This window comes from Nonomuraea sp. NPDC049637, from assembly GCF_040675235.1.
In the GTDB taxonomy this organism is placed as follows: Bacteria; Actinomycetota; Actinomycetes; order Streptosporangiales; family Streptosporangiaceae; genus Nonomuraea.
This window is the reverse complement of the sequence record NZ_JBFAOM010000043.1, coordinates 17,042-30,659: the sequence shown is the minus strand read 5'-3', so window position 1 is coordinate 30,659 and position 13,618 is coordinate 17,042. Positions and strand designations below refer to the sequence as shown.

General features: G+C 73.2%; 13 protein-coding genes. 6 read left to right on the top strand and 7 right to left on the bottom strand.

Features of this window, described 5'->3' with window-relative positions; genetic code table 11:
- Positions 1–5: 5 nt before the first annotated feature.
- The 4 genes from AB0J71_RS39185 to AB0J71_RS39170 are packed head-to-tail and all read left to right on the top strand — an operon-like array spanning position 6 to position 4,064.
- A complete protein-coding gene (locus tag AB0J71_RS39185) occupies positions 6–947 on the top strand; it encodes a sugar ABC transporter permease (protein WP_364390392.1) in 942 nt (313 codons plus the stop codon).
- Positions 944–1,834 (top strand): carbohydrate ABC transporter permease, encoded by an 891-nt coding sequence (locus AB0J71_RS39180; RefSeq protein ID WP_352350803.1) that lies wholly within the window; start codon positions 944–946, stop codon positions 1,832–1,834. The genes AB0J71_RS39185 and AB0J71_RS39180 overlap by 4 nt, the downstream gene beginning before the upstream one ends.
- Entirely contained in the window at positions 1,831–3,090 is a 1,260-nt protein-coding gene (locus AB0J71_RS39175) for a 6-phospho-beta-glucosidase (protein ID WP_364419151.1), read from the top strand. Before AB0J71_RS39180 ends, AB0J71_RS39175 begins: the two co-directional genes overlap by 4 nt.
- Positions 3,090–4,064, top strand: coding sequence for a BadF/BadG/BcrA/BcrD ATPase family protein (locus tag AB0J71_RS39170; RefSeq protein WP_352326805.1), 975 nt, complete (start codon positions 3,090–3,092; stop codon positions 4,062–4,064). Before AB0J71_RS39175 ends, AB0J71_RS39170 begins: the two co-directional genes overlap by 1 nt.
- A gap of 115 nt (positions 4,065–4,179) precedes the next feature.
- On the opposite strand, the gene AB0J71_RS39165 is transcribed toward AB0J71_RS39170, so the two are convergent.
- From AB0J71_RS39165 to AB0J71_RS39145, 5 genes are all read right to left on the bottom strand, one after another.
- The gene (locus tag AB0J71_RS39165) at positions 4,180–4,665 is read right to left on the bottom strand and encodes an Lrp/AsnC family transcriptional regulator (protein ID WP_352326804.1); all 486 of its coding nucleotides are present in this window, start codon (positions 4,663–4,665) and stop codon (positions 4,180–4,182) included.
- A gap of 23 nt (positions 4,666–4,688) precedes the next feature.
- Positions 4,689–5,282, bottom strand: coding sequence for an ATP/GTP-binding protein (locus AB0J71_RS39160; protein WP_352326803.1), 594 nt, complete (start codon positions 5,280–5,282; stop codon positions 4,689–4,691).
- A gap of 248 nt (positions 5,283–5,530) precedes the next feature.
- Positions 5,531–6,397 carry a terpene synthase family protein gene (locus AB0J71_RS39155; protein WP_364419149.1) on the bottom strand — a complete coding sequence of 289 codons (867 nt, stop codon included), beginning with the start codon at positions 6,395–6,397 and terminating at the stop codon, positions 5,531–5,533.
- 394 nt (positions 6,398–6,791) lie between these two features.
- Positions 6,792–7,556, bottom strand: coding sequence for a protein phosphatase 2C domain-containing protein (locus AB0J71_RS39150; RefSeq protein ID WP_364419147.1), 765 nt, complete (start codon positions 7,554–7,556; stop codon positions 6,792–6,794).
- A 4-nt stretch (positions 7,557–7,560) separates the two neighbouring features.
- Positions 7,561–8,676 carry a Xaa-Pro peptidase family protein gene (locus AB0J71_RS39145; protein WP_352326800.1) on the bottom strand — a complete coding sequence of 372 codons (1,116 nt, stop codon included), beginning with the start codon at positions 8,674–8,676 and terminating at the stop codon, positions 7,561–7,563.
- Positions 8,677–8,852: 176 nt separating this feature from the next.
- Here AB0J71_RS39145 and AB0J71_RS39140 point away from each other — a divergent pair, with 176 nt between their 5' ends.
- Together AB0J71_RS39140 and AB0J71_RS39135 are read left to right on the top strand one after the other, a co-directional pair.
- Positions 8,853–10,097 (top strand): SpoIIE family protein phosphatase, encoded by a 1,245-nt coding sequence (locus AB0J71_RS39140; RefSeq protein WP_364419145.1) that lies wholly within the window; start codon positions 8,853–8,855, stop codon positions 10,095–10,097.
- 10 nt (positions 10,098–10,107) lie between these two features.
- Positions 10,108–11,001 carry a 5'-3' exonuclease H3TH domain-containing protein gene (locus AB0J71_RS39135; protein ID WP_352326809.1) on the top strand — a complete coding sequence of 298 codons (894 nt, stop codon included), beginning with the start codon at positions 10,108–10,110 and terminating at the stop codon, positions 10,999–11,001.
- Here AB0J71_RS39135 and menD read toward each other — a convergent pair.
- Complete coding sequence (gene menD, locus AB0J71_RS39130) at positions 10,991–12,652, bottom strand: 2-succinyl-5-enolpyruvyl-6-hydroxy-3-cyclohexene-1-carboxylic-acid synthase (RefSeq protein WP_352326798.1); 1,662 nt, start codon at positions 12,650–12,652, stop codon at positions 10,991–10,993. The two genes, AB0J71_RS39135 and menD, sit on opposite strands and share 11 nt — an antisense overlap.
- The gene (locus tag AB0J71_RS39125; RefSeq protein WP_352326797.1) at positions 12,649–13,611 is read right to left on the bottom strand and encodes an o-succinylbenzoate synthase; all 963 of its coding nucleotides are present in this window, start codon (positions 13,609–13,611) and stop codon (positions 12,649–12,651) included. The genes menD and AB0J71_RS39125 overlap by 4 nt, the downstream gene beginning before the upstream one ends.
- Positions 13,612–13,618 lie beyond the last annotated feature (7 nt).

Here is a 13,618-nt window from a genome sequence, read left to right as displayed (position 1 = left end):
CGGCGATGGCCTCCTCCCCCCACGCCGCGCCGCCGAGGCGGCGCGGCGAGGGCCTGCGCGCCCTGCTGTGGTTGTCGCCGTGGATCGCCGGAGTGTCGATCTTCTTCGTCTATCCGCTGCTGTCCACGGTGTACTTCTCCTTCTACCGCTACGACATGACCAGCACGCCGGAGTTCATCGGGCTGGACAACTACGCCTACCTGCTGCACGACCCGCGGGTCGCGATGTCGGCCAAGAACACGCTGTGGCTGGTGGCTATCATGGTGCCGGCCACGGTGCTGTTCTCCCTGGCCCTGGCCCAGCTCGTGGTCCGGCTCAAGGCCGGCGTCGGCATCCTGCGGACGATCTTCTACCTGCCGTCGCTGGTCCCGCTGGCGGCCGGGACGATCACCTTCGTCTTCCTGATGAACCCGGCCACCGGGCCGTGGAACAAGTTCCTGGCCCTGTTCGGCATCCACGGGCCCGACTGGTTCGGCGACCCGGCCTGGTCCAAGCCGAGCCTGACGCTGCTGTCGCTGTGGAGCTGCGGCCAGCTCGCCGTGATCTTCATGGCGGCGCTGCTGGACGTCCCCCGGCACCTGTACGAGGCCGCCGCCATCGACGGCGCCGGCGCCTGGCGGCAGTTCCGCAGCGTGACGCTGCCGACGATCGCGCCGGTGCTGATGTTCGCCCTGGTCACCAACGTCATCTACGCCCTGCAGTACTTCACCCAGGCGATGATCGCCTCCCGGGTGGCCTCGGGCTCGACCGACTCCCCCGGCTCCACCTTCACCCCCGGCTACCCGGACGAGTCGCTGCTGACGCTGCCTCAGTGGCTCTTCCAGTCGGGCTTCCGCGACTGGACGATGGGCTACGCGTGCGTGCTGGCGCTGCTGCTGTTCGCCACGTCGATGATCTTCACGTTGATCCTGCTGCGGCAGTTCCGCCGGGCCGAGGAGGCGATATGAGCGCGACCATGACCGCCCCCGCCCCGCCCGCGGCCCCCGCGCGGCGGCAGGGGGTCAGGGCGCGACGGCGGCGCACGCTGATGTGGATCGCCACGCACGCGACGGCGATCGTGCTGGCCCTGATGTTCCTGGCGCCGGTGGTGTTCCTGACGCTGACCGCGCTGATGACCGACGAGCAGGCGCTGACCGGCGACCTGTGGCCGCGCACGTGGAACTTCGACAACTTCGTGGTGGTGTTCGAGAAGTCGAAGCTGCTGCGCTGGGGGATCAACACGCTGCTGTACGCGGGCCTCGGCACGGTCTTCACGCTGGCCTCCTCGATCCCGGTGGCCTACGCGCTGGCCCGGTTCCGCTTCCGGGGGCGGCGGGCGGCGTTCCTGCTGGTGATCACCGCCATGATGCTGCCGCCGCAGGTCATCGCGGTGCCGATCTACCTGGTGTGGGCCCGGCTGGGGCTGACCGACAGCCTGTGGCCGCTGATCCTGCCGATGTTGTTCGGCGACGCGTTCTCGATCTTCCTGCTCCGCCAGTTCCTGATCACCATCCCGCGCGAGTACATCGACGCGGCGAAGGTGGACGGCTGCTCGGACTTCAGGACGCTGGTGCGGGTGATCCTGCCGATGGCCCGTCCGGCGGTCGCCGCCGTCGCCCTGTTCCAGTTCTTCTATTGCTGGAACGACTACTACGGCCCGCTGCTGTACGCCGGCGTCGAGCAGGAGGGCTGGACGCTCTCGCTCGGCCTGGCCACGTTCAAGGCGTTCCACAGCGTCCAGTGGAACCTCACCATGGCCGCCACCCTGCTGGTGACCGCCCCGGTGATCATCGTGTTCTTCCTCGCCCAGAAAGTCTTCATCGAGGGCGTGACCTTGACAGGAGTGAAGGGTTGAAACTCGCCGTGGTCGGGGGCGGCTCGACGTACACGCCGGAGCTGGTCGACGGGTTCGCGAGGCTGCGTGACGAGCTGCCCGTGACGGAGATCGCCCTCATCGATCCGGATCCGTCCCGTCTTGAGCTGGTGTCGGGGATGTCGCGGCGCATGCTGGCGCACGCCGGGCATCCGGCGCGCGTGCTGGCCACCTCCTCGGTGGCCGAGGGGGTCGCGGGGGCCCAGGTCGTGCTGTTCCAGCTCCGGGTGGGCGGGCAGGCGGCCAGGAACGTCGACGAGACGCTGCCGCTGGAGTGCGGCTGCGTGGGCCAGGAGACGACCGGCGCGGGCGGCCTGGCCAAGGCGCTGCGCACGGTCCCGGTCGTGCTGGAGCTGGCCGAGACCGTACGCCGGCAGGCCCCGGACGCCTGGATCATCGACTTCACCAACCCGGTCGGCATCGTCACCAGGGCGCTGCTCGACGCCGGCCACCGGGCCATCGGGCTGTGCAACGTCGCGATCGGCTTCCAGCGCCGCTTCGCCGCGGGGCTGGGCGTCGACCCCGGCCGCATCTCGCTGGGACACGTCGGGCTGAACCACCTGAGCTGGGAGCGTTCGGTCCATCTCGACGGCCGGGACGTGCTGCCCGACATCATCGACCGGGCCGGCGAGGAGATCGCCGATTCCCTCGGGCTGCGGGTGGAGCTGATCCGGCGGCTCGGCGTCATCCCGTCGTACTACCTGCGCTACTTCTACGCCCACGACGCGGTGGTGCGCGAACAGCGCGCCAAGCCGTCCCGGGCCGCCGAGGTGGCGGAGATGGAGACGCGGCTGCTGGAGATGTACGGCGACCCGTCGGTGGTGACCAAGCCGGAGCTGCTGGACCGGCGGGGCGGCGCGTTCTACTCCGAGTCGGCGGTGGCGCTGATCGCCTCGCTGCTCGGCGACCGGGGCGACGCCCAGGTCGTCAACGTGCGCAACCAGGGCACCCTGCCCTTCCTGGACGACGACGCCGTCATCGAGGTGCCCGCGGCCATCACCGCCACCGGCGCCGCGCCGCTGCCGGTGCCGCCCGTCGAGCCGCTGTACGCCGGGCTGATCGCGCACGTGTCGGCGTACGAGACCCTGGCCCTGGACGCGGCCCGCCGGGGCGGCGCGGACCGCGTGCGCGACGCCCTGCTGGCGCACCCGCTGATCGGCCAGGACGACGTCGCCGAGGAGCTGACCGGCCTGCTGCTGGCGGCCAACCGCGAGCACCTGCCCTGGACGGTGGGCTAGTGGCGGGCTCCCGGCTGCTCCTGGCCGTGGACGGCGGCAACAGCAAGACCGACGTCGCGGTGGTCGCGGACGACGGCGAGGTGGTCGCGACCGGCCGGGCGGGCCCCTTCGAGCCGCAGAGCGCGGGCGTGGCGGCGGCCGTGGACGTGGTGGCCGAGGCGGCGGCCCGCAGCGGCCTGCCGGCCCAGGCGTTCGGCCACGTGTCGGCCTGCCTGGCCGGGGCCGACTTCCCGGTGGAGGAGGAGGCGCTGGCCGCCGAGTTCGCCGCCCGCGGGTTCGCCGACGTGGTGGTGCGCAACGACACCTTCGCGCTGCTGCGGGCCGGCACGTCGGCCCCGTGGGGGGTCGCGGTGGTGTGCGGCGCGGGCATCAACGCGGTCGGCGTCTCCCCCGGCGGGCAGGTCGCCCGCTTCCCCTCGCTCGGCCGGATCAGCGGCGACTGGGGCGGCGGCCAGGGCGTGGCCGAGGAGGCGCTGTGGCACGCCGTGCGCGCCGAGGACGGCCGCGGCGCCCCGACGGCCCTGGCGGAGCTGGTCACGGCCCACTTCGGCACGGCCACCGTCGAGGAGCTGGTGCTCGACCTGCACTTCGGGCGCGTGGACGAAGGGCGGCTGCACGAGCTGGCCCCCGGCGTGCTGGCCGTCGCCGCGGCCGGGGACGCGGTCGCCCGGTCGCTGGTCCAGCGGCAGGCCGAGGAGGTGACCGTGATGGCCGAGGTGTGCCTGCGCCGGCTCGGCCTGCTGGGGACGCCGGTCGAGGTGGTGCTCGGCGGCGGCATGCTGGCGGCCCGGGACCCGCTGCTGACGCCGCTGCTGGAGTCGGCGTTCGCGGCCAGGGCGCCGCAGGCCGAGCTCGTGGTGGCCGACCTGCCGCCGGTGGCGGGGGCGGCGCTGCTGGGGCTGGAGCACCTGGGCGCTCCGGAGTCCGCGCTGGCCCGGCTGCGCTCGCACTTCGCGCTCCCGGTCACCCGCTGACCGGGCCGCCGGCGTGCGGGTGCCGCTCGTCGGGTACGTGCACCGGACGCGGGCGCCGGTCCCTGCGGGGGCGGCGCCCGTCGGGGCTGTCGGGGGAAGGCGTTCCGGTGGGCTTTCAGGCGGACGCGTTCTGGTCGGGCTCGGGGGGCGTGACGTCGGGGGCGACGACGGGGGCACGGTGCTCGTAGGGCGTGCTCAGCACCACGGTGGTGCGGGTGGAGACGTTGGCCGAGGCGCGGATCTGCTGCAGCAGGTCCTCCAGCGCCACCGGCGAGGCCACCCGCACCTTCAGGATGTAGCTCTCGTCCCCGGCGACGCTGTGGCAGGCCTCGATGGCGCTCAGATGGGCCAGCCGCACGGGGGCGTCGTCGGGCGCGGCGGGGTCGATCGGCTTGATCGACACGAACGCGGTCAGCGACAGCCCGATCGCGTCGTGGTCGATGACGGCGGCGTAGCCGCGGACGACGCCGCGCTTCTCCAGGCGGCGTACGCGCTGGTGGACCGCGGAGACGGAGAGCCCGGTCTCCCTGGCCAGGTCGGTGAAACTCATGCGGCCGTCGTGGGCGAGCAGCGTGACGATCCGGCGGTCGATCTCCTCCATCGGTCAAAGGTAGCCGGTGATGGTCACGACATGGTCCCGACGGGAGCGACCCCTCGGTTCATCGCGTGCTCGACCAGGGTGATGAGCACCTGGCGGCCGGAGTCGCGCCGGCGGGCGTCGCACAGCACGATGGGCACGTCGGGTTCCAGCCCGATGGCCGAGCGCACCTCGCCGACGGTGAACGGGCGGGTGCCCTCGAAGCAGTTGAGCGCGATGATGAACGGCTGCTCGCGCTTCTCGAAGTAGTCGACGGCCGGGAAGCAGTCGGCCAGGCGGCGGGTGTCGGCCAGCACCACGGCGCCCAGCGCGCCCATGGCCAGCTCGTCCCACACGAACCAGAAACGTTCCTGCCCCGGGGTGCCGAACAGGTAGAGCATGTAGTCGTCGCGGATGGTGATGCGGCCGAAGTCCATCGCGACGGTGGTGGTCAGCTTGCGCTCGACGCCCGACAGGTCGTCGACGTGCGTGCCGACGTGGGTGAGCGCCTCTTCCGTGCGCAGCGGGCGGGTCTCGGAGACGGCGCCGACCATGGTGGTCTTGCCCGCGCCGAATCCGCCGGCGATCAAGATCTTGATCGCGGTCGGCAGCCGCCAACGGTCGACGCGACCGAATTCCATCCAGCACCGCCCGTACAGGTCCCGCGCACGTCCCGGCCTTCGCGCATGGTCAGTGATATCTGTCAAGGCGCGTGGTGAAGGCCGTTCGACGTGCCTGGCATCGAGCCACCCTAGCAACGCCACATTTTCCACTCAAGACATAAACTTTTACAACGAACCAAATGTCACGATTTATCGTCGGTAGTCCCATAAATCGCCTGGCGGGCGACGGGCGGTCAAGAGACTTGTCAGCTTATTCGACGAGATCGTTAGGTTACGGGGTCGAGGTCCGAAATGCCGGTGAAGCCGGCGTTGAAGCCGATCCGTCGGCCCAGGTAGGCGGCGGTCCGCGGGCTGCAGCCGCGCAGCGCCTCGATCAGGCCGGTCGCCTCGCGGGCCAGGCCGGCCATCGCCGCGGTGACCTCGCCGCCGGTGACCCCGAGCCCCAGCACGTTGAGGTCGCCCCAGCTCAGGTCCCTGCGGTAGGAGGCGACGTCGCCGAGCAGGTGCAGGTAGCGCTGCACCTGCCGGCTGACCGTCCGCAGCTCCTCCAGGTGGCCGGTGGTCCAGCCGTCGCCGGTGTAGATCCAGTGGGACAGGTCCACGAAGCAGGAGCCGCGGCTGTCGGCGTTGTCGAGGTAGCGCTCCAGCGTGGGCGCGGCCCGGGTGTCCCGCCACACCCAGGCCCTGGCCATCCCGTCCAGCGTCCGGGCGAGCTGGTCGTGCCATAGCCGCCGCGCCGGCCCGAACCCCTCGACGGTGGCCAGCTCGTCGCGCAGGTCGGCCAGGAAGCGGGTGACCTGCGACCGCGGCACCGCGCCGCCGGCGACCTCCACGCACTCGCGCGTCAGCCGGTCGACCTGCTCGCGGGTGGTGGCGGTGTGGTCGACCAGACGGCCGACGGCCAGCACCCACAGGGCGCTGCGGTTGACCGCCTTCAGCCCGCCCGCGCCCGCCCAGGGGGCGCTGAAGGCCGTGCCGAGGGTCAGGGTCTGGTAGAACTCGGCGTCGAAGGCGGCGCCGGGGAACAGGCCGTCGTACAGCTGGGCGCAACGCCGCAGGTCCCTGCCGCACTCGGCGGCCAGGGCGCAGGTGCGGCCGAGCCGGTACGCCTCCTCCAGCTCCTCGCCGGGCACCCTAGGGCCACCCGCACGGTACACAGCTCATGGCGACGCCCCCCCAACAGCCGGCCGGACGAATGCACCTGCCGAAGAATTCTTTCATGATCACTTACCCCCATCAAGCCATTCCCACCTCCGCTAGCCGACGGCAGCTAGGCGGCACAGGCCAGTCGGAAGGGCGCCGTCAGTCGGGAGCGGCGTCACCCACAAAGCCGCGTCACGCGCGGGTCAGGGCCGGGTGGGGGCGGCATCAGGTGGGGGTGGGTCGTCAGGTGGGCTGCGGCCTCGGGTGGCCGTGGGCCGGGCCTTCAGGTGTCTGTGGGCCTTCAGATGGCCGCGGGCGCTCAGATGGCCGCGGGCCGGCCCTCAGATGGGTGCGGGCCGCCCTCAGGTGCGGGCGGGGGCGAGGTCAAGGGGAAGGGAAGGCGGCCCAGAGGGCGGTGGCGTCGTCGTGGGGTTTGCCGCGTACCGCGCCGCGTTCGGCCTCCAGCCCCCGTACGGCCGAGATCACCGCCCCCGGCCCCCCGCCGGCCAGCTCGGCCAGCACGGACTCCCAGCTCCACCCGTACCACTCCACCAGCCGGGTCACCCCGTCGGTGAACAGCCCGGCGCCCAGCAGCCCGGACGCCTCCACGACCCCGCTGACCGCCTGACCGGCGGCCTCGGGACGGGTGGAGGCCACCCAGAACCCGCCCTCGGCGTTGCGCAGACGCCGCACCAGCTCCGGCGAGTACGGCCGCCCGCCCGGCAGCCGCTCCACCCGGTCGTCGCCGATGACCTCGGCCCCGCCGTCGGCCCGCGCGAGCACCACCGGGGAGTCCCCCAGCACGAGGTACTCCACCACTCCCCCGCCCAGGCGCACCATGGCCACGGTGGTGGACGGCGAGTCGGGGTCGCCCAGGTCGCACGTGCCCGCATGGGCGCCCATGGTGACGGAGATGGCCTCGGCCAGGATGTCGGCCAGCGACGAGCGCCCGCCGGCGGCCAGCCCCGCGGCCAGCGCCCCGCCGAGCCGCCCGACCAGCCAGGCGACCCCGTGGGCGCAGCCGCCGCCGGCCCCGGCCGCCGCCGTGGCCCCGTCGAGCACGACCGCCCACGAGGGCCCGGCCACCGCCAGGTCCTCGTTGGGCCGCGCCGACCCCGGCCGGGTGGCGTACCTGACCTCGGTGAACATGCCGTTACGGCTGGACGGTCACCAGCTCGCGCGGCGTGTTGTTCAGCCGCTCGCCGCCGGTCTCGGTGCAGACGACGATGTCCTCGATGCGGGCGCCGTGGCGACCGGGCAGGTAGATGCCAGGCTCGACGGAGAAGGCGAACCCGGCCTCCATCGGCTCGTCGTTGCCCGAGACGATGTAGGGCTCCTCGTGCGTCTCGATGCCGATGCCGTGGCCGGTGCGGTGGATGAAGTAGTCGCCGTAGCCGGCCTCGGCGATGACCTCGCGGGCCGCCGCGTCGATCGACTCGCACGACACGCCCGGCCGCACCGCGGCGCAGGCGGCGTCCTGGGCGCGGCGCAGCACCTCGTAGTAGGCGGCGAACTCGGCGGGCGGCTCGCCCACGCAGTAGGTGCGGGTGGAGTCGGAGCAGTAGCCGTTGTGGAGCTGGCCGCCGATGTCGACCACGACCGGCTCGCCGGCCTGGATCACCCGGTCGGAGACGTCGTGGTGGGGGCTGGCGCCGTTGGGCCCGGAGGCGACGATGACGAAGTCGACCGTGGCGTGGCCGGCGGCCAGGATCGCCTCGGCGATGTCGCGGCCCACCTCGCGCTCGGTGCGGCCGGCGCGCAGCAGGCCGGGCACCTGCCGGTGGACCGCGTCGATGGCCTCGCCGGCCTCGCGCAGGGCGGCCACCTCGGCCGGCGACTTGCGCATGCGCAGGTCGCGCAGCACCGTGCCGGCCAGCACCTGCTCGGCCTCCGGCAGCACGTCGCGGAAGCGCAGCGACGACATGGCCCACATGCGGTCGGCCAGCCCCACCTTGGCCACCCGGCCCAGCCGGGAGGCGGCGATGCTGTAGGGGTCGTCGGTCTCGTCCCAGGCCACGAACTCCAGCCCGAGCCGGGAGGCGGGCGAGGCCTGCGCGGCGGGCAGCTCAAGGCGGGGCACCATCATGTACGCCTCCCCCGAGGCGGGCACCACGAGGCAGGTCAGCCGCTCCAGCGGCTTGGCGTCATAGCCGCTGACATAGCGCAGGTCGGGCCCGGGGGTGAGCAGCAGGGCGTCGAGGCCGGCCTTGGCGGTGGCCTCCTGCACGGCGGCAAGACGGGACACGGGATACAGGTCTGAGGACGTCACGAGCCAAATCTACTCGGACGCCCGGCGCCCCCGCTCCAGCAGGCCACTTGTCCGCCGAGGGCTAAAATCCGCGAAAACTTCTCACAACATGGGAGCCCATGACTACACTCCGTTCCACATTGATCACGTAGTGTGGGACCAATTGTCCAGTTCCACTGCACTTTGAGAGTGAGGCCATGGTCGACTTCGCAGGCGCGGCAGAGCTGGTCAGGGAGGCCCCGCACGGGCGGGCGCGCGGGGCGGGGGCGGAGCTGCTGGCCGTCCGGCTGGCCCACGCCGAGCGGCTGGGCAACATGGGCTGGGCCGAATGGAACCTGCGCACCGGGGCCGCCATCTGGTCCGACCAGGTCTACGCGATCTTCGGAAGAGACCGTGAGGAGGGGCCGCTGTCCCTTCCCGACCTGGCCGCCATGGTCGAGCCCGCCGACCTCGACGCGCTCGACCGGCTGCTGTGGCACGTGGTGGAGGGCGTCGAGCCCGTGCACGCCGAGTTCCGCGTCAGGCGCGGCACGGGCGAGCTGCGCGATCTGCGCGTCGTGCTCGAACCGCTGATGTCGCCCGGCGGTCCGGTCGGCATGCACGGCGTCATCCAGGACATCACCGGCCGCCGCAGGGCCGAGCGCATGATGTCGGAGTCGCGCCGCCAGCTCCTGGAGGCCCGCGAGCAGGCGGCCGAGGAGCGCAACGTGATGCTGGCGCTGCGCGAGGCCATCCTGCCCGCGCCCACCGGCTGCCTCGACCTGCCGGGGGCCAGGATCGCCGTCCGCTACGTGCCGGCCGAGAAGACCGCGAGCCTGGGCGGCGACTGGTTCGAGGCCGCGACCACCCCCGACGGCCGCCTGCTGCTGGCCATCGGCGACGTGTCGGGCCACGGGCTGCCCGCCATCGCCCACATGGCCCACCTGCGCCACGCCCTCGTCGGCCTCACCATGACCGGCCGGCCCGCCGACCGCCTGCTGTCGTGGCTCAACGACCTCGTCCTGCACCAGCTGAAGGACACCACCGCCACGGCCGTCATCGGCCACCTCGACCCCGAGACGCTGCTGTTCACCTGGGGGCAGGCGGGCAACCTCGACCCGATCCTGGTGCGCGGGGGCCGGGCGGCCCGGCTGGGCAGGCCGGGGGGCGTGCTGCTCGGCGCGGTCTCCGGGCGGCCCTACGAGCTGGCCCGCACCCGGCTGCGCCCCGGCGACCTGCTGCTGATGTTCACCGACGGGCTGGTCGAGCGGCGCACCCGCGACATCGACGTCGGCCTTGAGCTGGTGCTGGCGGCCGCCGGCGGCCTGTCCGCCCACGATCTAGAAGCCGGGCTCGACCGCCTCCTGGCCGACATCGGCGGCCCCAACCCCGAGGACGACGCGTGCCTGCTGGCCGTCGCCGTCCCGGAGCCGGACGGGAGGGCGGTGGGAGTGCGACCATAGACGGGTGCTCATGCTTCTGGACACACCGTCCCTCTACTTCCGCGCCTTCTACGGCGTGCCCGAGTCGGTCAAGGCGCCCGACGGCTCCCCGGTCAACGCGGTGCGCGGGCTCATCGACATGATCGCCACGCTGGTCCGTCAGCATTCACCGGCGGCGCTGGCCGCCACCATGGACGCCGACTGGCGGCCCGCCTTCCGGGTGGCGGCGATCCCCACCTACAAGGCGCACCGGGTGGCCCACGGCGACGTCGAGGAGGTGCCCGAGGCGCTGGTGCCGCAGATCGCCGTGATCAACCAGGTCCTCGACGCCGTGGGCATCGCCCGTCCCGAGTCGCCCGGCTACGAGGCCGACGACGTGATCGGCACCCTCACCCACCAGGCGCGGGGCGCCGTCGAGATCGTCACCGGCGACCGCGACCTGTTCCAGCTCGTCGACGACTCCCGCCCGGTCCGCGTCCTGTACACCGCGCGCGGCATCCGCAACCTGCAGTTCGTCGACGAGGCGTTCGTCACCGCCAAGTACGGCGTCCCCGGCCGCGCCTACGCCGACTTCGCCACCCTGCGCGGCGACCCCAGCGACGGCCTGCCCGGCGTGCCCGGCGTCGGCGAGAAGACGGCGGCGGCCCTGATCACCCGGTTCGGCTCGCTCGCCGCGCTGCTGGAGGCGCTCGACTCCGGCGTCACCGAGGGCTTCCCGGCCGGCAGCCGCAACCGCCTGGCCGCGGCCCGCGACTACCTCGACGCCGCGCCCGCCGTGGTGCAGGTGGCCTCCGACGCGCCGCTGCCCGCCGCCGACCTGACGCTGCCGGACAAGCCGCGCGACCCGGAGGCCCTGGTGGCCCTGGCCGACCGCTACGGCCTCGACAGCCCGCTCAACCGCCTGCTGGAGGCGCTCAGGAGCTGAGGAACTCCCGCACGGCGTCCTGGGCCGCCTCGCGCAGGCGGCCGTGCACAGCGGCGTTCTCCTCGCGGTCGGTGCGCACCTCCACCACCCGCGGCCCCTCGCCGCGCATGGCCTTGGACAGCTCGCTGACGTCCCCGAGCAGCGTGTACGGCGTTCCGCTCGCGGCGGCGGCGTAGGCCAGGTCCACGCCGTGCGGCGTGCCGAAGACCCGCTCGAACGGGTCGCGCACCGCCGCCTGCGGCAGCAGCGAGAAGATGCCGCCGCCGTCGTTGTTGACGACGACCATGCACAGGTCCGGCCTGGGCTCGCGGGGGCCGAGGATCAGCCCGTTCTGGTCGTGCAGGAACGACAGGTCGCCGAGCAGCGCGTACGAGGGCCCGTTGTGCGCCAGCGCGGCGCCCATGGCGGTGGACACCAGCCCGTCGATGCCGGAGGCGCCCCGGCTGGCCATCAGCCTGATGCCGCGCCGCGGCCGCATGAACTGGTCGAGGTCCCTGATCGGCATCGAGGAGCCGCAGAACAGCAGCGCGCCGTTGGGCAGCGCGTCGGCCAGGTCGCGGGCCAGGCGCGGCTCGGAGGTGCCCGAGACGTCGAGGACCGCGTCGAGGGCCGACCGGACGGCCGTGTCGGCCTGCCGCCAGGCGTGCAGCCAGCTGTCGTCGCCGGAGGCCACCGGGATCTCCACGGCCTGCGCTACCTGGGTGGCCGACCGGGTGGGGTCGGGCCAGCGGTCGAGGTCGGGGGCGACCACGATGTGCTCGTCCGTGCGCTTCAGCCACGACAGCAGCGGCCGCGACAACCCCGGCCGGCCCAGCGTGACGACCACGTCGGGGCGGTGGGAGTCGGCGAACTCGGGCGTGCCGAGCAGGTAGTGGTAGCTGGAGATGGAGTGGTCGCCGTAGCGGGCGCCGCCGTTGGGCTCCGACAGCACCGGCCAGCCGGCCATGCCGGCGGCGGCCACGTAACGCCGGACGTTGGCCGCGCCGTCGCCGACGACGAGCACGCCGCGCCTGGTGGGCGGGATGTGCAGGGCGATGGGCGGGGGCGCGACGCGGGCCCGCACCCAGGGGCCGTTCGCGCCGCCGTCGAGCGGCTCGGACCAGCTCGTGTCGCCGTCGGGGATCAGCGGCTCCCGGAAGGCCAGGTTGAGGTGCACGGGGCCGGGGTTGGCCGCCCCTGCGGCCCGCTGGTAGGCGCGGCAGGCCAGCGAACGCCAGTAGGCGACCATGCCGGGACGGTCTTCCGGCACGCCGACCTCGGCGAACCAGCGGACTGCGGTGCCGTACAGCTTGACCTGGTCGATCGTCTGGTTGGCGCCGGTGCCGCGCAGCTCGGGCGGACGGTCGGCGGTCAGGACGAGCAGCGGCACGCCCGACTCGTCGGCCTCGATCACCGCCGGATGGAAGTTGGCCGCGGCCGTGCCGGAGGAGCAGATCAGCGCCACCGGCCGCTCGGAGCGCTTGGCCAGGCCGAGCGCCAGGAAGGAGGCCGAGCGCTCGTCGATGCGCACGTGCAGGCGCACCCGCGACTCGGCGTGCAGCGCCAGGGCGAGGGGGGCCGAGCGGGAGCCGGGGGCGAGCACCACGTCGGTCAGGCCACAGCGCACCAGCTCGTCGACGAGCACGGTGGCCAGCGCGGTTGCGGGGTTCAAAGTGACGCCTCCTGCATCCGGCCGAGCCACTGGGGAGATTCAATCTCAAATTCCGACAAATGCTGAAAATTCACCGAGGGGCGGCGCACCGGGAGCCATCCGTCCACGGGCACCAGCGAGTCCTCCACCACGTCGCCGGCCAGCAACGACATCGTGCCGAGCCCGCACGCGTACGGCAGCGACGGCAGCGCCGCCGCCAGCGCGACCCCCGCGGCCAGCCCCACGGACGTCTCCACGGCGCTGGAGACCACGGCGGGCAGCCCGCACGACTCCACCACCCGCAGCGCGGCGCGCACCCCGCCCAGCGGCTGCACCTTGACCACCGCGATGTCGGCCGCCTCGGCCGCCCTGACCCGCAGCGGGTCCTCGGCACGCCGGATCGACTCGTCGGCCGCGATCGGCACGTCGACCGCCCTGCGCACCGCCGCCAGCTCCTCCAGGGTCGCGCACGGCTGCTCGGCGTACTCCAGGCCGAACCGGTCGAGCCGCTTGAGCCGGGTGACGGCCTCGTCGACCTCCCAGGCGCCGTTGACGTCGACCCTCAGCCGCCCGGACGGCCCCAGGGCGTCACGCACCGCCTCCACCCGCGCCAGGTCGTCGGCGAACGTCTGGCCGCGCTCGGCCACCTTGACCTTCGCCGTGCCGCAGCCGGAACGCCGCACCAGCTCGTGGGCCTGCTCGGCGTCGACCGCCGGGACGGTGGCGTTGACCGGGACGCGGTCGCGCACCGGCTCGGGCCACCCGTCGAAGGCGGCCTCACGGGCGCACGCCAGCCAGCGGGCGCACTCGCGCGGACCGTACTCGGGGAAGGGGGAGAACTCGCCCCAGCCCGCCGGGCCGTGCAGCAGCACGCCCTCCCTGACGGTCTGCCCGCGAAACCGCGTCCGCATCGGAATCCGGAAGACCACGGGAGAACGCGTCACGACCCTACCCTGCACCTGTGTCCGACCTGTCGCCATTAACCTT

What these genes read in the sequence shown, in the direction of transcription:
- AB0J71_RS39185 (WP_364390392.1), top strand. Translation starts at nt 6, where the DNA reads ATGGCCTCCTCCCCCCACGCCGCGCCGCCGAGGCGGCGCGGCGAGGGC.
- AB0J71_RS39180 (WP_352350803.1), top strand. Translation starts at nt 944, where the DNA reads ATGAGCGCGACCATGACCGCCCCCGCCCCGCCCGCGGCCCCCGCGCGG.
- AB0J71_RS39165 (WP_352326804.1), bottom strand. Translation starts at nt 4,665, where the DNA reads ATGGAGGAGATCGACCGCCGGATCGTCACGCTGCTCGCCCACGACGGC.
- AB0J71_RS39160 (WP_352326803.1), bottom strand. Translation starts at nt 5,282, where the DNA reads ATGGAATTCGGTCGCGTCGACCGTTGGCGGCTGCCGACCGCGATCAAG.
- AB0J71_RS39150 (WP_364419147.1), bottom strand. Translation starts at nt 7,556, where the DNA reads ATGTTCACCGAGGTCAGGTACGCCACCCGGCCGGGGTCGGCGCGGCCC.
- AB0J71_RS39140 (WP_364419145.1), top strand. Translation starts at nt 8,853, where the DNA reads ATGGTCGACTTCGCAGGCGCGGCAGAGCTGGTCAGGGAGGCCCCGCAC.
- AB0J71_RS39135 (WP_352326809.1), top strand. Translation starts at nt 10,108, where the DNA reads ATGCTTCTGGACACACCGTCCCTCTACTTCCGCGCCTTCTACGGCGTG.
- AB0J71_RS39125 (WP_352326797.1), bottom strand. Translation starts at nt 13,611, where the DNA reads ATGGCGACAGGTCGGACACAGGTGCAGGGTAGGGTCGTGACGCGTTCT.